The sequence below is a fragment of the Methylobacterium sp. CM6244 genome (assembly GCF_054817885.1).
The window spans coordinates 3,354,779-3,376,599 of the sequence record NZ_CM139247.1; the positions used below are offsets into that span (position 1 = coordinate 3,354,779).

General features: G+C 64.2%; 16 protein-coding genes and 5 pseudogenes. 14 read left to right on the forward strand and 7 right to left on the reverse strand.

The window, feature by feature from the left end; all coding sequences use genetic code 11:
- Window positions 1-165: 165 nt before the first annotated feature.
- From ACYQML_RS15685 to ACYQML_RS15715, 7 genes are all read left to right on the forward strand, one after another.
- Complete coding sequence (locus ACYQML_RS15685) at window positions 166-786, forward strand: helix-turn-helix domain-containing protein (protein ID WP_461233328.1); 621 nt, start codon at window positions 166-168, stop codon at window positions 784-786.
- 78 nt (window positions 787-864) lie between these two features.
- Entirely contained in the window at window positions 865-2,034 is a 1,170-nt protein-coding gene (solA, locus tag ACYQML_RS15690; protein WP_461233329.1) for an N-methyl-L-tryptophan oxidase, read from the forward strand.
- A gap of 131 nt (window positions 2,035-2,165) precedes the next feature.
- A complete protein-coding gene (locus tag ACYQML_RS15695) occupies window positions 2,166-2,996 on the forward strand; it encodes a transporter substrate-binding domain-containing protein (protein ID WP_056426279.1) in 831 nt (276 codons plus the stop codon).
- 40 nt (window positions 2,997-3,036) lie between these two features.
- Window positions 3,037-3,783, forward strand: a complete 747-nt coding sequence (locus ACYQML_RS15700) for an amino acid ABC transporter permease (protein WP_461233330.1) — start codon at window positions 3,037-3,039, stop codon at window positions 3,781-3,783.
- Window positions 3,780-4,631 (forward strand): amino acid ABC transporter permease, encoded by an 852-nt coding sequence (locus ACYQML_RS15705; RefSeq protein ID WP_461233331.1) that lies wholly within the window; start codon window positions 3,780-3,782, stop codon window positions 4,629-4,631. Before ACYQML_RS15700 ends, ACYQML_RS15705 begins: the two co-directional genes overlap by 4 nt.
- A 42-nt stretch (window positions 4,632-4,673) precedes the next feature.
- On the forward strand, window positions 4,674-5,426 hold the full coding sequence (locus ACYQML_RS15710) for an amino acid ABC transporter ATP-binding protein (RefSeq protein WP_311274360.1): 753 nt from the start codon (window positions 4,674-4,676) through the stop codon (window positions 5,424-5,426).
- A 216-nt stretch (window positions 5,427-5,642) separates the two neighbouring features.
- Window positions 5,643-6,773: a M20 family metallopeptidase gene (locus tag ACYQML_RS15715; RefSeq protein WP_461233332.1), complete on the forward strand. Its 1,131-nt coding sequence runs from the start codon at window positions 5,643-5,645 to the stop codon at window positions 6,771-6,773.
- A gap of 679 nt (window positions 6,774-7,452) precedes the next feature.
- Here the strand turns inward: ACYQML_RS15715 and ACYQML_RS15720 are convergent.
- The 3 genes and pseudogenes from ACYQML_RS15720 to ACYQML_RS15730 form a co-directional block, all read right to left on the reverse strand.
- Window positions 7,453-8,019: a fasciclin domain-containing protein gene (locus ACYQML_RS15720; protein WP_056431732.1), complete on the reverse strand. Its 567-nt coding sequence runs from the start codon at window positions 8,017-8,019 to the stop codon at window positions 7,453-7,455.
- Between the two features lie 239 nt (window positions 8,020-8,258).
- Window positions 8,259-8,846, reverse strand: a pseudogene (locus tag ACYQML_RS15725) (DDE-type integrase/transposase/recombinase); the annotation flags it as partial.
- A gap of 40 nt (window positions 8,847-8,886) precedes the next feature.
- A pseudogene (locus ACYQML_RS15730) lies at window positions 8,887-9,159 on the reverse strand (transposase); the annotation flags it as partial.
- On the opposite strand from ACYQML_RS15730, the gene ACYQML_RS15735 reads away from it, so the two are divergent.
- The 4 genes from ACYQML_RS15735 to ACYQML_RS15750 are packed head-to-tail and all read left to right on the forward strand — an operon-like array spanning window position 9,139 to window position 12,544.
- Window positions 9,139-10,317 carry a nucleoid-associated protein gene (locus tag ACYQML_RS15735; protein WP_461233333.1) on the forward strand — a complete coding sequence of 393 codons (1,179 nt, stop codon included), beginning with the start codon at window positions 9,139-9,141 and terminating at the stop codon, window positions 10,315-10,317. The pseudogene ACYQML_RS15730 and the gene ACYQML_RS15735 overlap by 21 nt on opposite strands.
- Window positions 10,310-10,678: a hypothetical protein gene (locus ACYQML_RS15740; RefSeq protein ID WP_461233334.1), complete on the forward strand. Its 369-nt coding sequence runs from the start codon at window positions 10,310-10,312 to the stop codon at window positions 10,676-10,678. Before ACYQML_RS15735 ends, ACYQML_RS15740 begins: the two co-directional genes overlap by 8 nt.
- Window positions 10,679-10,727: 49 nt before the next feature.
- A complete protein-coding gene (locus ACYQML_RS15745; RefSeq protein WP_461233335.1) occupies window positions 10,728-11,720 on the forward strand; it encodes an IS481 family transposase in 993 nt (330 codons plus the stop codon).
- Window positions 11,654-12,544 carry a hypothetical protein gene (locus ACYQML_RS15750; RefSeq protein WP_461233336.1) on the forward strand — a complete coding sequence of 297 codons (891 nt, stop codon included), beginning with the start codon at window positions 11,654-11,656 and terminating at the stop codon, window positions 12,542-12,544. The genes ACYQML_RS15745 and ACYQML_RS15750 overlap by 67 nt, the downstream gene beginning before the upstream one ends.
- Window positions 12,545-13,082: 538 nt before the next feature.
- On the opposite strand, the gene ACYQML_RS15755 is transcribed toward ACYQML_RS15750, so the two are convergent.
- A complete protein-coding gene (locus ACYQML_RS15755; protein WP_461235736.1) occupies window positions 13,083-13,976 on the reverse strand; it encodes an alpha/beta hydrolase in 894 nt (297 codons plus the stop codon).
- Window positions 13,977-14,102: 126 nt separating this feature from the next.
- Complete coding sequence (locus tag ACYQML_RS15760; RefSeq protein ID WP_461233337.1) at window positions 14,103-16,292, reverse strand: TonB-dependent siderophore receptor; 2,190 nt, start codon at window positions 16,290-16,292, stop codon at window positions 14,103-14,105.
- A gap of 380 nt (window positions 16,293-16,672) precedes the next feature.
- Between ACYQML_RS15760 and ACYQML_RS15765 the strand changes: the two are divergent.
- Window positions 16,673-17,303 (forward strand): annotated as a pseudogene (locus ACYQML_RS15765) (tyrosine-type recombinase/integrase).
- Between the two features lie 437 nt (window positions 17,304-17,740).
- Here ACYQML_RS15765 and ACYQML_RS15770 read toward each other — a convergent pair.
- Window positions 17,741-18,058, reverse strand: a pseudogene (locus ACYQML_RS15770) (hypothetical protein); the annotation flags it as partial.
- Between ACYQML_RS15770 and ACYQML_RS15775 the strand changes: the two are divergent.
- Window positions 18,049-18,211 (forward strand): annotated as a pseudogene (locus ACYQML_RS15775) (integrase); the annotation flags it as partial. The pseudogenes ACYQML_RS15770 and ACYQML_RS15775 overlap by 10 nt on opposite strands.
- Before the next feature lie 204 nt (window positions 18,212-18,415).
- Window positions 18,416-19,888, forward strand: a complete 1,473-nt coding sequence (locus ACYQML_RS15780) for a protein adenylyltransferase SelO (protein WP_461233338.1) — start codon at window positions 18,416-18,418, stop codon at window positions 19,886-19,888.
- A 309-nt stretch (window positions 19,889-20,197) separates the two neighbouring features.
- Here ACYQML_RS15780 and ACYQML_RS15785 read toward each other — a convergent pair whose 3' ends face one another.
- On the reverse strand, window positions 20,198-21,811 hold the full coding sequence (locus ACYQML_RS15785; RefSeq protein WP_461233339.1) for a dipeptide ABC transporter ATP-binding protein: 1,614 nt from the start codon (window positions 21,809-21,811) through the stop codon (window positions 20,198-20,200).
- Window positions 21,812-21,821 lie beyond the last annotated feature (10 nt).

Here is a 21,821-nt window from a genome sequence, read left to right on the forward strand (position 1 = left end):
GTAGCGATCGTTTGGCGCGCCCCGGGCGCGCACGACGGCGCCCGGCCGTACGGCGAAAGCCGGGACGTCGCGGGATGGGGCGCGTGCAAACCACGGGACGATCCCCTATTCAGGGGCGAAGCTGACCCGCACGGCCCTACTTGCCGGTCTACCGGGAGGATGGGAGTGGATGACGGCATGTCGGTGAGGGAGATGGTTGCCCCGGCGCAGACAACGGTCGAAACGAGTTCCCAGGCCTACGTGTCCGAGGAGATCCGTCGCCGCCGCAGGGAACTCCACCTGTCCCTAGAGGCGCTGGCGACGCGCTCCGGCGTGAGCCGCTCGATGATCTCGAAGATCGAGCGCGCCGAGGCGGTGCCCTCGACCGCTGTACTCTCCCGCCTGGCGGAAGCGCTCGGCGTGACCTTCTCGCGCTTGATGGCCCCGGCGACCGAACTCGAAGTCCTGCTGATCCCGGCGCGTCGCCAACCCATCCTTCGGGACGAAGAATCGGGCTTCCTGCGTCGCTGCCTGTCACCGGTCCTACCGGGCCGAGGCATCGATCTGGTGCTGAACACCTTGCCGCCCGGTGGCAGCACGGGCGAATTCACGGCCCATCGCCCTGGCGTCTCGGAATACATCTACATCCTGCGCGGCCGCCTGCGCGCCGTGATCGGCGACCGGACCGTCGTCGCGGAGACGGGGGACAGCCTGTACTTCGAAGCCGATGCCGGGCACGCGTTCACGAATCTCGGCACGGACCCGTGCGAGTATATCCTGGTGATCGATCCCTCCCGCGCTCGGTAGCGATCTTCCGTCGGAAGCTCGGGGTTTCGCATCCGTTGCAGAGAATGGGCTTGAGAACGAACCGGAGCGCATCCTGCGATGGAAGACCGTTTTGACATCGCCGTCGTCGGCCTTGGCGCCATGGGAAGCGCGGCCCTCTATCAACTGGGGCTGCGGGGCGCGAAAGCGGTTGGCCTCGATCGCTTTGCCCCGCCGCACATTCTGGGGTCGAGCCACGGAGAGAGCCGCATCACCCGGCAGGCTGTCGGGGAGGGCCGCGACTACGTCCCCTTCGTCCTGGCTTCGCACCGGATCTGGCGAACCCTGGAGGCGGAGACCGGCGAGACGCTACTGACGGCATGCGGCGCTTTGGTGATGGGGCCGGGCAGCGGTGACACCTCCCATCACGGCAAGCCGGATTTCGTCGGGCGTTCGATCGATGCCGCACGGGCCTTCGCGATCCAGCACGAGGTCCTCGACGGAGGCGATGTCGCGCGCCGCTTCCCGCAATTCCTGAATCTCGGCGGCGGCGAGAGGGCCTATTACGAGCCGGGCGGCGGCTACGTACGCCCCGAACGCTGCATCGCCGCTCAGCTGCGCCGAGCCGGCGAGCTCGGCGCCGACATCCGCACCGGGACGACGGTGCTGTCGATCCAACAGGGGCCGGGCGGGGTCCGCATCGAGACCGAAAACGGCGCCGTCCTGGCCGATCAGGTGGTGGTCTCGGCCGGGGCCTGGACCGCGCCTCTTCTCGGCGCGCCGTTCACGGAGCTGCTGACGGTCAGTCGCCAACTCCTGCACTGGTACGCCCTCGACGACGCCTCGGCCTACGGCCTCGAGGCGCCGGTCTTCATCTGGATGCACGGTTCCGGCGACACGGACTACCTCTATGGCTTCCCGCCCCTGCCGGGGGAGGTCCAGGTGAAGGTCGCCACCGAACAATACGAGACCGCCACGCGGGCCGAGGCCTTTGACCGCGCCGTGAGCCCCGAGGAATCCACCGCCATGTACCGGCACCACGTGGCGGGCCGGCTCGCCGGCGCGACGGGGCGAGTGACCAAGTCCGCCGCCTGCCTCTACACCGTGACCCCCGACCGCGGCTTCATCATCGACCGCCATCCGCAGATGAACCGGGTTCTCGTCGTCTCGGCCTGTTCGGGGCACGGCTTCAAGCACTCTGCCGGGATCGGCGAGGCCGTGGCGAACGAGATGGTGCAGGCCAGCGGGCGGATCGATCTCGCACCGTATTCGCTCGGACGGTTCGGCTGATCCCCCCAGTGATGGCCTGCCGATTGCTTGACCCGTTCGGACCGGACAAGGCAATCTGCTCGAAGAGGGATCGTCGGGTCTCGGTCTTGATTTCCGGTCGATCGGCATGAACCAAGCAGGGATGTGGTGCGATGCGTAAGCTGACTCAGGCGTTCCTCGGCTGCAGCCTGCTCGCCGCCACCGCATTGCTCCCTGCCTCCTTGGCCTCGGCTGCGGATGGGATCGAGGCCATCAAACAGCGCGGGACGCTCATCGTCGGCGTGAAGGCGGATTACCGTCCCTTCGGCTTTCGCGATCCGAGCGGAGCGATCATCGGGATGGAACCGGACCTTGCCGCCGACGTCGCCAAGCGCCTCGGCGTGAAGCTCGAACTCGTGCCGGTGGTCTCCTCCAACCGGATCGAGTTCCTGCAGCAGGGCAAGGTCGACCTCCTCATCGCCACGATCTCGGACAAGCCGGAGCGCCGCCGCGTGGTGCAGGCTATCGACCCGCAATATTATTCCGACTTCGTCAACGTGATGCTGCCCAAGAAGGCCAATATCACCGACTGGGCGCAGCTGAAGGGCAAGCCCCTCTGCGCCACCTCCGGCGCTTGGTACAACAAGGACGTGGCCCGCACCTACGGTGTCGAAATCGTCGCCTTCGATGGCTCGGAGAAGCCGCTCTTCGCCCTCAAGCAGGGCAACTGCCTCGGCTACGTCTACGATCAGAGCATGCTGCAGGGGAAGCTCCTCGACGCCGACTGGAAGGCGGATTACGCCCTGCCGCTGAAGGGTATCCTCGACGCCCCCTGGATGATGGCGGTGGCGCCCGGCAATGGCTCCCTCCAAACCATGATGGAAGCTACGACCAAGGACTGGATGAAGTCCGGCTTCATCGTCGAATCAGAGAAGAAGTGGGGCATCGAGCCGACGGAATACTCGAAGGCGATGCACGAGAAGTACAAGAACGCGACCAACTGAGCCGCGCCGGGCCGAATGACCCGCCGTCTTGAGGAACACGATGGACGCCGTCCCAAACTGGTTCCGGACCCTTTACGACACGACGGGTTTCAACTTCACGGTCTTCTACGACCCCTATGATTGGGACCGCTACGTCAACGGCCTGAAGACGACGCTGCTGCTGGCGGTGACGACGATCCTGGCGAGCCTCGTCATCGGCGCAGTCGGGGCACTTCTCCAAGGAGGCCCGTCGCGGCTCATGCGCGGATTCGTCAACGGCTTCGTCGTGGTGTTCCGCAACACGCCGCCCCTGGTGCAGATCTTCTTCTTCTACTTTGGGCTGGGCACCCTGCTGCCGGCCACCCAGACCGCAGACGGGTTGCGCGTGCCGATCCTCGACAACGTGCAATGGGCCATCGTCTCGCTGTCCCTGTTCGCCGGCGCCTTCAACGTCGAAATCTTCCGCTCCGGAATCGAAGCGGTGCCGCGCACCACCATCGAGGCGGCCGAGGCCCTCGGCTATACCCGCCTGAAGGCCTATCTCTACATCGTGCTGCCGCTCGCGCTCCGCGTCTGCCTGCCGGCCCTCAACAACAACCTCATCAACCTGCTCAAGACCACCACCCTGGCCTACGCCATCGCGGTGCCCGAGACGCTCTATGCGGTGAAGCAGATCTGGTCGGAATCGCAGAACGTGTTCGAGATGATGATCGTACTGCTCGTCACTTACGCGGTCCTCGTCGGCGTCCTCGTCTGGATCATGCATCGCTGGGAGCGGGCCTTGCGGATCCCGGGCTACAGCCGGTGAGGGCGCTTGAGCCGCCTGCAAGCGACCTGCCGGTCCTACTGCCGTTCCGGGTCTCGCGTACGCGGACCCGGTTCACCCTCCGCCCGGCTCAAGGGTGGCTTCTCGGGGCGTGGCTCGCCGGCCTCGTCCTCATGGTACCAGCCTTCGCGCAAGAGCCGGACGCCGTGCTGTCGCCGCTCCAGGTCGTCCTGCGCTGGGCGCCGCTCCTGCTGACGGGCTTTGCCTTCAACGTCGCGATCTCGCTTGTGGCGATGCTCCTCGGCACGGGGGCGGGTCTTGGGCTGGGGCTCGCCCTAGTGAGCGAGGGGCCAGTCCTGCGCCGTATCGCCTGGGGCGTGACACAGTTCTTCCGCAACGTGCCCTGGCTGGTACTGCTGTTCTTTGTGATGTTTCTCGTGCCGTTTCAGGTCACGGTGTTCGGCCTGCGCGTGCCGCTGCCCGACTGGGTCAAGGCGACGGTGGGGTTCGCGCTGCCGGTTATGGCCAACGTCGCCGAGATCGTACGCGGCGCCGTGAGCTCGGTGCCGGCCACACAGTGGGAGGCGGCCGAATCCCTGGCTTTCACCCGGCGCCAGGCCCTGTTCCGCATCATCCTGCCCCAATGCCTCAAGCGGATGCTGCCACCGTGGATGAACGTCTACGCTCTGATCGCCATGGCAACGGTGCAGGCCTCCATCGTCGGTGTCACCGAGATGCTGACATTGACGGCGCAGGTTCACGCCGCCGAAGGCGGGCGGCCCGAGCTGTTCGCCCCCCTCTACGGCTTCGCCCTGCTTTGCTTCTTCCTATACTGCTACCCGATCGACCGGCTGACCGCGCGCCTGGAGCGGCGCTTCGAGACAGCGTGAGGCCCGGGTGTCCGATGGTGCGTTTCTGATGGTGCTTTTCTGATGGTGGGTGTCTCCTCCTCCGGCCCACCGATCGTGCAGCTGCTCGACGTGCACAAGTCCTTCGGTGAGGTGGAGGTCCTCAAGGGGATCAGCTTCGACGTACGCCGGGGCGAGGTCGTCTGCATCATCGGCCCGTCGGGATCGGGCAAGTCGACGCTGATCCGCTGCATCAACGCCCTCGTTCCGGTCACGTCCGGCACCATCCGGGTCGACGGGATCGAAGTAGTCGACCCGAAGCTCGACAAGCTGGCCTTGCGACGCAAGGTCGGCATGGTATTCCAGCAGTACAACCTGTTCCCGCACAAGACGGCGTTGGAAAACGTCATGATGGCGCCGATCCACGTGCTGGGCCAGGACAGACGCGAGGTCGAGGTCCGGGCACGCACTCTCCTTGCCAAGGTGCGTCTCGCCGGCAAGGAAGCGGCTTATCCCGGCGAGATGTCGGGCGGGCAGCAGCAACGCGTGGCCATCGCCCGCTCGCTCGCGATGCGGCCGGACGTGATGCTGTTCGACGAAGTCACCGCCGCGCTCGATCCCGAGACGGTCAAGGAGGTTCTCGTCACCATTCGCGAATTGGCAGAGGAGGGCATGACCTGCCTTCTCGTCACCCACGAGATGAATTTCGCGCGCGAGGTCGCCGGCCACGTCTACTTCACCGATCGCGGTGTCATCGTCGAGCACGGGCCGCCCGAGACTTTGTTCTCGTCCGCCGTCGATCCGCGCACGCGACGGTTTCTGTCCCAGGTTCTGTAGGAACCGATTCAAGTCAATTCAGGCGAGCTGCGAGTATCGCCCAACTACCTGTTCGGAAACGGACCAGCTACTTGCGACCCTCGCTGGTCGTCAGACCGGACTTGGGTCCTTATCGATAGCGGTTATTCTTGACGAAGACGCAGGATCTTCATGATCTAACTTGGGTACCTCGAACTCGCGGCCGGCAACGACGCGAAACTTCACGTGGAAGCACCAATGCCCCTGAACGGTCTCGAACTCTCGAAGCAGCTCATCCGGTTTCGATCAATCAATCCTCCAGGCGATGAGAAGGAATGTTCCGAGTTCATTGCCCGGCTACTGACCGAACACGGGTTCGACGTCGCCAGCTACGAATTTGCCAAGGACCGACCAACACTGGTCGCGCGCATCCCTGGGACGGCCGGTGGCAAGCCGCTCTGCTTCACTGGGCACATCGACGTCGTGCCACTTGGGTCGAACGAGTGGCAATTCCCACCCTTCGAAGGGGTCGTGCAAGATGGCCGGTTGTACGGCCGCGGTTCCAGCGACATGAAGGCCGGCGTAGCGGCGTTCATCGCGGCTGCATGCAACCTGATCGGGGACGGGCTTAGCTTCCACCGCGGTGTCACGCTCGTGATCACCGCCGGAGAAGAGACGGGATGTGAAGGCGCATTCCATGTCGGCCGTGAGAAAGTCCTCGGGCCAGCCGAACTCCTGATCGTGGCCGAGCCGACGTCTAATGCCCCCATATTCGCCCATAAGGGTTCTCTCCGCGTCATCGTAACCGCGCGTGGGAGGACAGCGCATTCCTCCATGCCGCATGAGGGCGAAAACGCCATCAGCAAGGCGGCGGAGTGGATCCGGAGACTTAAGGACCACGAGTTCGGCGCCCGCCACCCACTGCTCGGCAGCGCCACGGCCTGCGTCACCACCATCCGCGGCGGAGAAAACATCAACTCCGTCCCTGACTTCGTCGAGTTCACCGTGGATATCCGGACCCTGCCGGAGCAGAAGCACGAAACGCTGATCGCCGAACTCGGCCGCCTGTTCGGACCGGAGGCTGAGATCCGGGTTGTCACGAGCTTCCCTGGGTTCGCTACCGAGCCGGACGATCCGTCCGCCGCCCTGCTCCTGACGCTGCTTCGCGAGCGGACTGGGGCGTCGGCGGAACCAGCTGGGGCACCCTACTTCACCGATGCGTCGGCTCTTGTGCCGGCCTTCGACGGAGTCGCCACGGTGATCGTAGGACCCGGCGAGCCGGCGCAGTGCCATAAGACGGACGAGTACTGCCTCGTCGACCGGATCGAGGAGGCGCAGGCCATCTATAGGGACTTGATGCTCCGCATGTGCTGCGACCGCGCGGGATGAGGCGCATTGGCCGACGCCGCTGCCGCCGTCCGGTAGGCCTGGCGTCAGCGCTTGCGCGGTTGCTTCACACTGCGCCTAAGAGCCAGCCCAGGTCCGTTCCGAAAATACCGCTGCAAGCCAGCGAATAACTGGGTCGGGCGCAACTCCATCGAACAGCTTGGCCTAGGTGAAAGTCCGGTCTTGTGGCTACGGCCTCTAAAAGCGGATGGGCAAAAATCCACCCGATCTAGTCGTAGTTCTTTGTCCCCGAGGTCGCCCGAAAGCGGACCTTCCCGAGGTCTGCAACAGGTGGTTTTCAGTCTTCCTGCTCAGTGACAGACGCTTAGCGAAGCGGACGTGCCTTTCAGCCTAGGGTGCTACAATTGGCGACGTGCATGGCCTCCAGCGCCTGGAACCCGCGTCCTCCAGAATGCTGGTCGTCACCCATCACGATGATGGGTTTCATCGTCGATAATGAGAGCATGAGGCGTATCGCCCGAAATAAGATGTTTTACCGAACTTAAGCTCTCATTGAGCGCAAGGATGCGATCAATCTCACATTACATCCAAAATAACCGCCGGGCGTACCTTTGAGCGGGACCAAGGGCCCCCATTATAACTTCCACCGACGTACGATCAGGATAACAAAAAGCTGCCCGGACCGTGCCCGGACAGCCTTGCTTCGCTCTAAATTCGGAACCTACTTTGGCATCAGGACCGTGTCGACGACGTGGATCACGCCGTTCGACTGCATCACGTCGGCGATAGTGACGGTCGACTTGCCGCCCTTGCCGTCGACGAGCTCAATCTTACCGCCCTTCTCCTCAGCAGTCAGGCTACCGCCCTCGACCGTCTTCAGCATGGCCTTGCCACCACCGGCCTTAATCGCCTTCTGGAGATCGGCCGCCGTCATGGTGCCGGACACCACATGGTAGGTCAGGATCTTGGTCAGCGTCGCCTTGCTCTCAGGCTTCACCAAGGTGTCGACGGTGCCGGCTGGAAGCTTGGCGAAGGCGGCGTTGGTCGGCGCGAACACCGTGAACGGGCCCTTCCCGGAGAGCGTCTCGACGAGGCCGGCGGCCTTCACAGCGGCAACCAGGGTAGTGTGGTCTTTCGAGTTGACCGCGTTCTCGACGATGGTCTTGGACGGGTACATCGGCGCCCCGCCGACCATCACCGTCTTCTCTTCCGCCGCCTGGACCGCCGTGCCAAACGCGCCTGCGCCGGTAAGCGCCATGGCGAGGGTGAAGCTGGCGACCTTAAACATGCTGGTCATACGTATCTCCAAGTTCCGAACCCGTTATGTGGGATCATCGCTCGTTACGGCCCTGCGAGAGGTGAAGTTTCAAAAAAATCATAGCCGGAAGAGAAAATTCCTGACTTCCCGTTGCAATAATTCCGAGTGGATCGTGCTTCGTGAGGGGGCTGCGTGTCCGTCGCGAAGGGGAGACGGGTTCAAGCTTGTCTTCACGGACGCGATCATGCCCGGCGGGGCGAACGGCATCATTCCGCCCGCAGACGGCCGTTGAACGACTCGATGTAGGCGTTGTCGGTCGGCTTGCCCGGTCGGGAGAAGTCGATCTCGACCCCGTTCAGATAGGCCCACTGGTCGAGCATGCGCCCGGCGAACTCCGGTCCGTTGTCCACCCGCAGGCTTTTGGGTCGACTTCGCAGCCGGACCAAGGCGTCCAGGGCCCCGGTCACCTGGTAGGCGCGGAAGTTGGCTCTCGGGGTGAGCGAGAGCGCCTCTCGCGTGTGGCAATCGATGACGGTCAGGATCCGGAACGGACGCCTGTCGAAGAGGCGATCGGACATGAACTCCATCGCCCAGACCTCATTGGGTCCACCGATCGCCGGTCGACCCTGACGGTAGCGCCAGGCTCGCTTGCGATTGGGCAGCTTGGACCGGATCGACAGCCCCTCATCCCGGTATATCCGGCAGGTTCGCTTGTGGTTCACGGCCCAGCCCTCCCGTCGCAACAGGATGTGCAGCCGCCGATAGCCATAGCGTACCCGCGCGGCGGCCAACTCCTTCAAACGCATCCGCAGCGCGACCTGAGGGTCGGATCGCTTCCTGTAGCGCTGGGACGAGCGGCGAGCCTCACCACTTTTGCTGACGCCGCCCTTCGGGTCGCTTAAGGACGTCCTGCAGCATGGAGCGGTCCAGCGTCAGGTCGGCGACCAGCCGTTTGAGCTTGCCGTTCTCGTCCTGCAGCTGCTTGAGCCGTCGGATCTCCGGCACACCCATGCCGACGAACTGTTTCTTCCAGCGATAAAAGGTCGGCTCAGAGACGCCCATCTTCCGGCAGACCTGGTCCACCGTGGCGCCATTCTCCGCCTGCCGCAGGGCAAAGGCGATCTGTTCATTCGTGAAGCATTGCGAGGCATGGCATCCACCCTCCTTCAGGGTTCGCGGGTCGCGACGGCAAAACCTTCGACGCCGTTTCGCACCGCCTCGGCGCGACCGGTTGGGTCGTCAGCGTCCTTGCGCCAAGCCAGTCTCGGCCGCAGTGAACGACACCTGAGGTCGTTGCATTCGCCGCTGGGAGGGCAGGTGACAAACACCATTATCCGCGTCGCGATCCACGACCTGACCAAAACCCAGGGGGCCTTCGTCGTTAAGCACGGAAAAAGCGATCTGAAAGTGACTCAGACGATGCAACGCGTGATCGACGACCTCACCGCTCTCTACGCCAAGCGGACCTCGAAATCTTACGGGAAATTCGCGGTCGATGAAGATCGATTTCCGACCGAGAAGCACCTCCGCGCCTACCTCAACGTCCAGCCCAATGACTTCACGACGCTGACGCACAAGATGATGGAAACGCTGAAAGCCCAGGCGGGCTACAAGGGTGCTGCCACGGGCGGCCACGTCTTCTTCGCTCACTTCGAGCGCGAAGAACGGCAGTACCTCCTCATCGCGATCGTCAACGAGAAGCTCGGCGCGTCGATGACGAGCGACCTCGATGTCCAGGATGTCCGCCATCTCGACATGGACGGTTTTCGGTTCGCGGGCCGCATCAACATGACCGGCTGGACCAACGGCGAGGAGCGCTACATTGGCTTCTTGAAGGGCAAGCGGGAGGTCTCCGAGTACTTCAAGGAATTCCTCGGCTGTGACACCACGGTCCAGAACCGCCGCGACACAGCCGAGCTAGTCCAGGCGCTGATGGCATTCGCCACCGATGATGGCATGGACACCCCAAGTAAGGACGATTTCCTCGCCCGCGCGAAAACCATCTGCGAGCGTTCGGCCAAGGCTCAGGAGGAACTTAGCTTCGAGGCGCTGGCCAACGAACTGAGCCCGCAGGATCCCGAGAGGCTGATGAGCGTTCTGGCCGATCCTGATCTACGCCTCAACGACGGCTTCGTGCCTGATCGCCGCGCCCTCGGACCGCTGATCAAATTCAAGGGCAAGACCCCGACCTGGAGCATCGAGTTCAACCGCGACGCGATCACCCGCGGAAATGTGCGGTTCAACGCTGAGGACAACACCCTCACGTTGACCGGCCTGCCCGAGGATCTCACAGCGCAGCTGCGCACTGAGTACAGCCAAGATGGCTAAGATCACATTCGACCAGCTGATCCTGCTGTATCGTCATATCGCCTTCGATCAGAACGGCGATCAGGGAAGGCTGTCGATTACGACCCCAGAAGTCCTGGAGGTCATCCAACTCATCGAAGATGACCAGGATGTCGCTGTTGACGCAGACATCGTGGTGCTCGACGACGACGCGCTTCAAGTCGGTCAGATCGTATCAGTCCGCGTCGGCCCACCCCGGACTGCGCTCGGCTCCCTCGTTCGCGACTTCGACGGGTTGCTCGATACCCCGGAAGCGCGGGTCAAAGAACCGCGCGCCTACTTCGTCATCGACGGCGGTATCACACCGGACATAGATCCCTGTCCAGAGCGCTTAGATGTTTGATCCCAGGGTTTGATGGTGCAATCTTCACGTTGGGGTGGAAGGACGCGCTATGGGCCAGGTTCTTCACGGCAGCGCCACGACGACTGAGGCGGTTCGTCGAGCGATCCAGCATAGTCAAGCGAGCCTGAGGGCTCTCTCGAAACGCTACGGGATCAACCAGAAGACCGTCGCCAAGTGGAGGCAGCGGACCTCGGTCGCCGACCAGCGCACGGGTCCGAAGGATCCGCGTTCGACGGTGCTTTCACCTGAAGATGAGGCGGTCGTGGTCGCCTTTCGTCGCCACACGCTCCTGCCGCTCGACGACTGCCTTTACGCGCTGCAGGCCACGATCCCGCACCTGACCCGCTCGTCGCTGCACCGCTGCCTGCAACGCCACGGCATCAGCCGACTGCCGGAGGTCGACGGTGACAAACCCAAGCGGTCGCGCTTCAAGGCTTACCCGCTCGGCTACTTCCACATCGATCTGGCCGAGGTTCACACGGCGGAAGGGCGGCTCTACCTGCTCGTCGCCATCGACCGCACGACCAAGTTCGCCTTCGTCGAACTCCATGGACGAGCGACGCGGCGGGTCGCGGGCGATTTCCTCCGGCATCTCATCGAGGCCGTGCCCTACCGGGTGCACACGGTGCTCACCGACAACGGCACCCACTTCACCACGCCCGGCAACGTCGCCTCGGCCGCCTCCATCATCCAGGAGGCGATTGCGGCCGGCGAGACCTTCCGAGCTCACAGCTTCGAGCTTGCTTGTGCCCGCAACGATATCGACCATCGCCTGACCAAGCCGCGACACCCCTGGACGAACGGACAGGTCGAGCGGATGAACCGCACGATCAAAGATGCGACGGTCAAACGCTATCATTACGACAGCCACGCGCAGCTTCGCGACCATCTGGCCGACTTCGTCAGCGCCTACAACTTCGCTCGCCGCCTGAAGACTCTGCGTGGTCTCACGCCCTACGAGGCCATCTGCAAGGCATGGTCCGCCGAGCCCGGCCGCTTCCGGTCAAACCCGCTCCACCAAATGCCGGGACCAAACATCTAGCGACCTATCGCAAGGTCCTCGAGTTCACGAAGCTCGTCGGCGAAGCAGCGGCCTATGTCGATCAATCCAAAAGGGAATTGATCTTCATCAAGGATGGCAAGTTCAGCGTTCCGCTGGCGTATAAGGCCGCCGGCTTGGACCGTGTGAGCGTCTCCGACGCCGACGCCATTCTCAGCGCGTGCGCCGACGAGATTCACCGAGACCAGAAGCGCGCGATCCTCGCCGAAGCCGTCATCGGGATCTGCGCGTCTCAGCCGGTCGCAGTCCGGTTTCGCCACCTCACCGCAAACCTCGGTTCGGCGAACGAGGAAGTTCGCAACGGCTATCAGCTGTTCGCGTCCAGCTTCTCTTACTCAAAGATCCGCAACGAGATCGAAGCCGCACGCATCGATTATCTCAACAAGATCCATAAAACGATTATCGATATCCAGACGCAGTTGCTCGGTATCTCTGTCGCGACGGTCATCGTCGCCTCGCAGCTGAAAGTCACATCCGCCTGCGGCGTCGAGTTCTGGACCAACTTCGCCGTCGTCGTGGGAGCGTGGATCTTCGTCGCGCTCTTGGCGATTGCCATCGGAAACCAATGGGCGACGCTGGCGTCCATATCCGACGATATCGCGCGCCAAAAAACCAAGTTTCAGCGGGACTTTGCGGCGCTCAGCGATCAGTTCGATACGATTTTCGTCACCCTCGCCGGTCGGATCAAATGGCAGCGAAGGTTTCTGGGGTCTGTTGGCGTGCTCGCAGTCGTCGGGGCAGCGGTGGCCACGTTCGTCGCGTATCGAGTGACCAACGTCCCGTACATGAGCTGTTGGTCGGGTTAGGTCTCGGCGTCGGCACCAACACCGATCCCGCCGGCTGTGACGCCTGTCGCACCGGCTCCGGCGCCTCCGTCGCCTGTCTCGCCAGCCAACACACGGACGAACGCGTCACCGCCTAAGCCAAGCCCGCCACCCGATCCGGCTCGGTCAACGCCCGCCAAGCCGAAAATGGCTCCCACGCCACAGGCCCACCCGCAGCCGTAAGTGGTTTGCGCTGTCAGAAGCGCCAGGGGAGGAGAGGACACTCCGTGTCCCCGCAGTTCGGCTGATAGCTTGATTGAACTGATCGCATAGGAGCGGCCCGCTCCAGGGGCCGACACGGCGACGGTCATCCGAAACTGAATGTCCGCTACCGGGCGGTCAGCTGATGTCCGTTCATGGCGCGCAGCTGCGATGATGAATGGCTTTCACACGGACTGCTTACATGGCGCGGAATAAGAAAGGCAGATATTCGAACGAGCGAGAGCGATCGACGGCTTTGTGGCCAGTCAACTCGCGATGGGGCCACCGTCTGTGTAAGGCGGCTTTCCTTATCACCAGCCTATCCATCTCGTTGCATAACGAAGGCGACGGCCTCGTTCACGGCATCGGGCAAAACGGTCATGTGCGTTCGTCTGGAAATCAGCCGGAACTGGCTTGTTAAACCAGGGATCTGACTAAGCCGGTCTGCCATGGCACGGGTAAGCTCGACCGTCCGCGCCGACTTCAAGCGGTCGAGGCGTGCCTCGCGATCGGGCGCCTCGCGCTGAAACGGGGCGAGTTCCTCCTCGAAAGCCCCCGCGAGGAGAAGCGTGCGGGCGTGGACGGAGGGACCGGCTTCGAGGCGCTCGATGCTCTTCAGCAAGACGAGATCCTCCCAATAAATGGACGGGCTCGCCGCGACCCAGTGCGAGAACACTGTGGGCCTATGGGCCAAAGCGTAGAGGACGAAGAGCCCGCCGAAGGAATGTCCGAACAAGCCCTGCCGTGACGGGTCGATCCGGCAGCGCTGCGCGATCACAGGCTTGAGGTCGTCGACGACGAAACGCAGGAACCCATCGGCGCCCCCCGTTCTCAGCACCGGCCCGTCGGGCCTCGACGTCGGGTAGGACCGGCCCGGCGGAGGCGTGTAATCCCAGGAGCGGCGCAGGCTGTCATAGGCCTCGTCGCCAGGGTATCCGATTCCCACGATGACGAATCGAGACCCGATCCCCGTCGCATCCGGGTAAGGGGCCTGCACGCGCTCGATATCGATCGCGGTGGCCGTCACCGCGTTACCGTCGAGGAGATACAGGACGGGCCAGCCGGCGGCCGGCGGCTCGCCGGGTGGGATGTAAAGCGTGATCCGCCACGGGGCCTGCCCTTTGTCGCCCCCGAGATCGAAGCTGACCGCGCCGGTGAGCCGTGCCGGCTCGTCCGGGCCGGCGGTTGCCATCACCGAACCCTGCTCAAGCATCAGCGAGGCTGCCGCCAGGAGGCCCGCAAGCGTACGCCGCGAGATGAGCGTCGTCACCGGACATGGTCCGGGAAAGCCTGGATCATCATTCACACGGGTCCTGCAACGGCGTCACGGAAGCTTACGTCACCACCGGTAGATCAGGCTGCCGATGACAGTGGCCGGTGCGCCCCGATAGCAGAAGCCGGCTTGGCAGGTGAAGTAGTCGCGGTCGAGGACATTGTTGGCGTTCACCTGGGCACGGAAGCCCTTGTACTTGGGATCGAGGGCGGCAAAGTCGTAGGCGAGCAGCGCGTCGAACAGCGTCACGGTCGGGTTACGGACCGTGTTCTCGTCATTGGCGAAGCTGTTGGCGTTGAAGCGGAGGCCGCCTCCGAGCGTCAGTCCGCGCAAAGCCGAGCCCGGCGGGAACAGGTAGGTCAGGAAGCCGGTGAACGTATCTCCCGGAATGCCGGAGAGCGCGTTGCCGTCCAGGGACTGGCCCGCGAACGAGGTCTGGCGGAGATAGCGCAGGTCGAGATGGGTGTAGGCGAGGGTTAGGTTGGTCCCGGGCGCGAAGTTGGCGATCGCCTCCATCTCGAAGCCTCGCGACTCGACGGCGCCCGTCGCCACCTGGAAGGCGACGTTGTTCGGGTCCGTGAGCAGCACGCTGCTCTGGACGATGTCGAAGCCGGCAAATCCCGCCTGTATGTTCGTGCCCGGAATCAGGTACTTGATGCCCGCCTCGATCTGATCGCCGGTCGCCGGCTTAAAGGCGCGCCCGGCGACATCGACGCCCGGCTGCGGCGCGAAGGTGGTCGCGTAGCTGGCATAGGGCACCAGCCCGGGGGCCAGGAGATAGTTAAGGCCGACGCGGCCGGTGAAGGCCTGGTCGTTCTGCTCGGTTGCGGCGGCGGCTGTGGTCGTGTTCTGGGACACCCAATCGTAGCGGCCGGTCAGGGTAAGCACGAAGCGGTCGAATTTGGCCTGCTCCTGCAGGTACAGCCCGACCTGATCCTGGCTCTGCGCGGTGCGGGGCCCCAGCACCGGCGCCAGGATCGGCTGCTGACCGTAATTGCGCGTGACGAGGTTGAGATCGGGGGCCGCGCCGAAGCCGAAGCGGTAGTTGAAGTCGGAATGCGCGTAGTCGAGCCCCGCCACCAGCGTGTGCTGGACCAGCCCGGTGGTGACATGTGCCTCGATCTGGTTGTCGAGGGTGAACTGGCTGAGGAACTGCCGGGAATATCCGGTCGACCGGCTCGCGCTCAGGCCGTCGGGGCTGAGCATGGCGATCGACGCATAGCGATAGTCGTTGCTGATGTCGTAGAAGCGGAAGTTCTGCCGGAAGACCAGATCAGGATCGAAGCGGTGCTCGAACGCGTAGCCGACGCGGCCCTGCTGCTGCTTGAAGTCGTTGAAGGCCGGATCGCCCGAATAGATGCGGGTCGGTCGCAGGTTCTGGTTGAAGAACGTCGTCGAGCCCGGAAGCTTGGTTTCCTGGTACTCGCTTAGGAACGTGAAGGTCGTGTCGGCCGAGGGCTTCCAGGTAAACGACGGCGCAATGTAGCCCCGATCATCGGAGCCCCCGGGGATGAAAGTTTCGGACTGCCGCTTGATGCCCGTGACGCGGTAGGCGAGCTTGCCACCCGTGCCTTCGACCGGGCCGCCAATATCGAAATTGCCCTGGTAGCGGTCGTAGTTGCCAACCTGCAACTGGACCTCGCCGAAGGGCGTGAAGACCGGCCGCTTCGTGGTGACATCGAGGATGCCGCCGGGCGAGCCGAGGCCGTAGAGTCCGGAGGCCGGTCCGCGCAGGATCGTTGCCGCCTCGATACCGTAGGGCTCGATGCGGGGCACCGTCAGACCCGACGCCACCTGGCGCAGGCCGTCGCGGAAGATGCCGTCATAGGTCAGACTGAAGCCGCGCACAAAGAACGAATCGAAGCGGGGATCGAAGCCGAAGACGTTCGAGGAGACGCCGGCCACGTAGCCGATGGCCTCGTTGAGGGTCTGGACGTTGCGGTCGTTGAGCGCCTCGCGGGTGAGCACCGTGACCGATTGGGGCGTCTCGAGCAGCGGCGTGTTAGTCTTGGTCGCCGTGGGGCTGATGCGGGCGGTGTAACCGGTGACCCCGGAAGGGCCACCCCCGCCGCCACTGGTCGCGGCCGTACCGCCATCCCTACCGGTGAGATTGGCCCCGCCCCCCAGCACGGGCGCAGGTGCCGTACCCTCGACCGTCAATTGGTTGAGCTGCACGCTCACTTCCTGTGCCGTCACAGGTCCCGTGAGGGCGGTCGTGGCAAGAAGCAGAGCGAAGAGCGGGGGGCGATGGGACATGGAGCACGCTGGTAGGCGCCTCAAGCGGCGCATTGACCGTTCCATTGCTTTTGTTGCGTTGCGAGGCAAGGCGAAAACGTGATAGAAATCGCACACTTAGAGCACTTCAAATCTGAAGTAATTCTAAGTTGATGCATGGCTGCGATGGCAAGAGCGCTTTCACAACCTCTACGTTTCCACCTGCGCGAAAGATCGAATGTCCGCCTCTGGACGGTGGGGCAACTGGCTCAAACGGCTTAGTTGTGTCGGACGCAGCAGGGCTGCATTTCAAGCCTGGCAGCTGCGTTGCACACATCCCGAACGTCTGACCGGTAATGCGCAGGCTACGTTCGCAGCACCCCTTCTCTCTCTGCCGGCATCTGCCGGTTGGGAGATGAGAGATGGGACATTCAGAGCACGACCCAGCCTTCAAGAACCGCCGTCCGTGGAACGCAGGACGGAAGCTCGGCGCCAAGCGCGCTCTCAAGCCTCAGCAGGTTTGGGCCATCCGTTTCTGGCCTGATGGAGAGCGGCGCGTACGCGACCGCGCCATGTTTGACCTCGCCATCGACAGCAAGCTGCGCGGTTGTGACATCGTCAAATTGAAGATCGGTGAGCTTGTCAGCGGTGAGCAGGTGCGGGCGCGAGTCATCGTCGTTCAGCGAAAGACAGGAGGGCCTGTACAGTTCGAACTGCTTGAACCAGCACGTACCAGCATTCTGACTTGGCTGGGGTGTCGAGGAGGCGGGCTTGATGATTACGCTTTTCCCAGCCGGATCGACCATGAAGCACATAAGCACCCGACAGTACGCCCGTCTGGTAGATGAATGGGTGACGGGCATAGGGCTACGGCGCGAGGACTACGGAACACATTCCCTACGTCGAACAAAGGCGGCGTTGATCTACAAGCGAACAGGCAACTTGCGCGCTGTGCAGCTTCTACTCGGGCATACGAAAATCGTGAGCACGGTACGCTACCTCGGCGTGGACGTTGAAGACGCGCTCGCTCTGGCCGAAGGGACCGAAATCTGAAGCCCGGCCTCCTCGGCGGCAAAGTTGAGGAGGCCATGCATGCTTCAGGAATGCAGCGCGTTTGATGCAGTCGGTTACCCCAACATAATGCCGTCCCGGACATAGGCGTTCTCGAGCGAACCCAGCCCTTCCGCCCTGGGTGGTTTTCCGCCTGTCCGGTCTCGGAGAGCAAAACACAAGAAACAGACGGTGGCTCGGGCCACAAGGGGGGCGCAACGCTCCAATCGCAGCCACTCGACGGGGGCAGGTGAGTGCTCTCAGCGATGACGCATGCCCTTGCCAAGGAGCCAGACCCGAGGAGAGTCGCGGCCAACGCGCTAGACCCTGGGTCGGAGGCGATCGAACTGTTCCTCAGCGGCGGACCGAGGAGCAGGTTGTACAAGGGACGAGAATGATCCCGCTCGGTCGCCCGAGTGAACCCGGCGACATCGCCGCCGCTATCGCGTTTTTGGTCGGACCGGACGGCGGTTGGGTGAACGGCCCGATTCTACGGGCCAACGGCGGTTTGGGCTGAGCGCGACCGCGCCTGCCTGCAGCCCTGATTGTCCGAGCGTTCGGTCCCTACCGCTCCTGGCGAAGGGGCCGAGCGAGACGCGCGCCACCTCTCGCAGGGCCTCGCGATTGGCCTCGGACGACGCGATGACGCCCATGGCGGAGGCCACCGTCGACAGCAATCGCGCCAGCGCCGTAGTATCCGCGACCTCTGACGGATCGCCGTCGGCCTTTGCCTGGACGAAGCGCACGAGGAGTTCCGTCGCTGCGCCGAACAGAGGCATCGTTGATCGACAAGGGAACTGGCAACCTGCGCGGTGCAGATTCTGCTCGGGCATTCGAAGATCGAAAGTACGGTACGCTACCTTGATATGGACGTCGAAGACGCGTTCGCTCTAGCAGAAGGAACCGAAATCATAGAGCGAGCCATCTCGACGGCAATGCGGAGAGGGCCTCCGAAGCCGCTGGGCCGGATAAAGCCCATGACTGTCGCTCGACCATGCTGGCATTGGCCGTGAAGTAGAGGAGGCGACACGGACACGCGCCTTCTCGCGCGCACTGCCCCACTGGGTTCCCGGAAGGCGCTTGTCCACCGGCGCGATCGCTCATAGCTCTCGACTATGACCAAGATCCCTTTCGACAACAGCTACGTCCGCTTACCGGACAGCTTCTTCGTCCGCCGCGCCCCGACACCTGTCGCAGCCCCGCGCCTGATCCGTTTGAACCGCGCGCTGGCGGCGAACCTTGGCATGGACCCGGATTGGCTCGCCGGATCCGCTGGGGTGAGGATGCTCGCGGGGAACAGCGTCCCTGAAGGCGCCGAGCCGATCGCGGCAGCTTACGCCGGGCACCAGTTCGGCAACTTCGTGCCGCAGCTCGGTGACGGGCGCGCCGTTCTGCTTGGCGAGGTCATCGACCGTGACGGGCAGCGCCGCGACATCCAGCTCAAGGGCGCGGGCCCGACCCCGTTCTCCCGCCGTGGCGACGGGCGCGCGGCGCTTGGGCCGGTGCTGCGCGAGTATCTCGTGAGCGAGGCCATGGCCGCGCTCGGCATCCCCACCACACGGGCGCTGGCGGCGGTTGCCACCGGCGAGTTGGTCGTGCGTGAGACCCGGCTACCTGGGGCGGTGCTCGCTCGCGTGGCGGCTAGCCACATCAGAGTTGGCACCTTCCAATACTTCGCCGCCCGGGGCGACGCGGAGGCGGTGCGGACGCTCGCCGATCATGCTCTCGCCCGGCACTATCCCGAGGCATCCTCCGCGGAACATCCCTACCGAGCGCTGCTCGACGGCGTCGTGGCCCGCCAAGCCGAGCTCGTGGCGAGCTGGCTGCTGGTCGGCTTCGTCCACGGGGTGATGAACACCGACAACATGTCGGTGGCCGGCGAGACGATCGACTACGGTCCCTGCGCCTTCCTCGACGCCTACGATCCGCGCACGAGCTTTAGCTCGATCGACGCGCACGGGCGCTACGCCTACGGCCAGCAGCCCGGGATCGCCCTTTGGAACCTCACCCGTCTGGCCGAGGCCCTCTTGCCGCTGCTGGCCGACGACGAGGCGGCGGTCGAAGCGGCCGAGGCGCTGCTCGCCGGGTTCGGCCCGCGCTTCGAGAAAGCGTATCACGATGGCCTGGCGCACAAGCTCGGGCTGTCCGCGGATCGGGACGGAGCCGTCGCGCTCGCGGACGACTTGCTGGCGCGGATGGCGGAGAACCGGGCGGATTTTACTCTGACCTTCCGCCGCCTGTGCGACGCGGCCGAGCGGCCGGAGGCGGACGCCGGGGTGCGCGACCTGTTCGTCGACCCGACCGAGTACGACGCCTGGGCCGTACGCTGGCGGAAGCTGTTGGATGAAGAGGGACGGACCCCCGCGGCGACGGCGTCAGCGATGCGCGCCATCAACCCGGCCTTCATCCCGCGCAACCACCACGTCGAAGCGATGATCGCGGCGGCGGTCGAGCAAGGCGACTTCGGCCCGTTTGAGGAGCTATTGGCGGTGCTGTCGCAGCCCTACGACGACCAGCCCGCCCACGCCCGCTATGCCGAGGCGCCCGAGGGCGGCGGGGCGGACTACCGGACATTCTGCGGCACGTGAACGCGCGCGTCGGCGTCCGCGTCACTGGAGATCGTCATTCGGCCTCATGGTTCGGAAACCGGTTTCCGTGGCATCCTTGGCGGCATCCGGTGCCCCAACTCGTCCATGGCGATGGGCGGCGCCTCAAACGTATACGTGGAGAACGGTCAAGTCCGTTGTGTCCCTCGCCGTGTCGACGACGAGCCACTCCTCTTGCTCTCCGCTCTCCGGCACGAACTAGGCGCCGTAGCAAACTTCCTCTTTGTACCCTGAGGAATCTTCGTCTGAGCTGTGATGGCGCAGCTGAATCCTCAGGGAGGACATGTCCGATCACTCCTGGGCAAGACGAAGCTTTGGAGCCGCTGCGAACAGTGCCTGCGTATAGGCGTGGCGCGGGTTGGCGAAAAGTGCGGCGGTCGCCCCTTCCTCGACGATCCGTCCGCCGAGCATGACCACGAGGCGGTCGCAGAGGCGTGCAGCCACGCGCAGGTCGTGCGTGATGAAAAGGATCGAGAGGTTGAGACGCTCGCGGATATCCTCCAGCAATTCCAGCACCTGGCGCTGCACCGAGACGTCCAGTGCCGATACGGCCTCATCCGCGATGAGTACATCGGGTTCCATGGCCAACGCCCGCGCAATGGCGATGCGCTGGCGCTGGCCGCCGGAGAATTCGTGCGGATAGCGGTCGAGCGCGCCGGTATCGAGATGGACGAGATCGAGGAGGCGCGTCGCGCGCGCCCAAGCTGCATCTTTCGACAGACCGTAATTCATCGGCCCCTCGATGATCGACTGCCCCACCGTCCGGCGTGGATTGAGCGAGCGGTAGGGATCTTGGAACACCATCTGGACGCGACGCCGATAGGGGCGAAGTTCCCGCGTCGGCAACAGGGCGATGTCGTCGCCACCGATACGGATATGACCGGCGGACGGATCGACGAAGCGGGCGACGCAGCGCGCCAGGGTCGATTTGCCGGAGCCCGATTCCCCGACGATGCCAAGGGTTTCCCCTGGTTGCAACGCGAGGCTGACACTGTCCAAGGCCGTCACGGCGCGGCCGCCACCGAAGAGGCCGCGCCCGCCATAAGTCTTGGTGAGGTCGCGCACGGTGAGGATCGGCGCCGAAGGCTGAGGGCGCGGCCTGGGCGGTGGAGGCTCGGCACGGGGAACCGCCGCGATGAGCATGCGGGTATAGGGGTCGCGCGGCCGGGTGAGCGCGTCCTCGACGCTGCCTTCCTCTACGAGCCGCCCCTTCTGCATCACCACCACCCGGTCGGCGATCTGGGAGACCACGCCGAAATCATGGGTGATGAACAGGATGCCGGCGTTGCGCCGAGCTTGGAGTTCCTTCAGCAGCTTCAGGATCTGCGCCTGGGTGGTGACATCGAGGGCGGTGGTCGGCTCGTCGGCGATGATCAGGGCCGGGTCGTTGGCAAGGGCCATGGCGATCATCACCCGCTGGCGCTGGCCGCCGGACAGTTGGTGCGGGTAGGCCTTCGCCAAGCTCGGTGGATCGGGCAGGTGGACATCGGCGAGAAGGTCGAGAACGCGACGACGCCGTGTCTCGCGGTCGCCCCGGCCGGAATGGGCTTCCAGCATCTCGGCGATTTGGTCGCCGACCTTCAGAACCGGGTTCAAGGCCGTCATCGGCTCCTGGAACACCATCGCCATGCGGCTGCCGCGCAGGGCGCGCAGGCGCGCGGGACCGACCGTCAGCACGTCCTCGCCCTGCAACAGGATCCGCCCGGCCGATGGGGTCAGACCCGGCGGCAGGAGCCCCATCACCGCGCTGGCGGTGACGGATTTGCCCGAGCCGGATTCACCAACGACGCAGACGATCTCGTTCGGACCTACGCTGAGCGACAGGCCCTCGATGGCATTGGCCCGGTCGGCGCCAAGCGGAAGCGGAACGGTGAGGCCGGTGATGGACAGGACGGGCTCGTTCATTGCCGGGGAT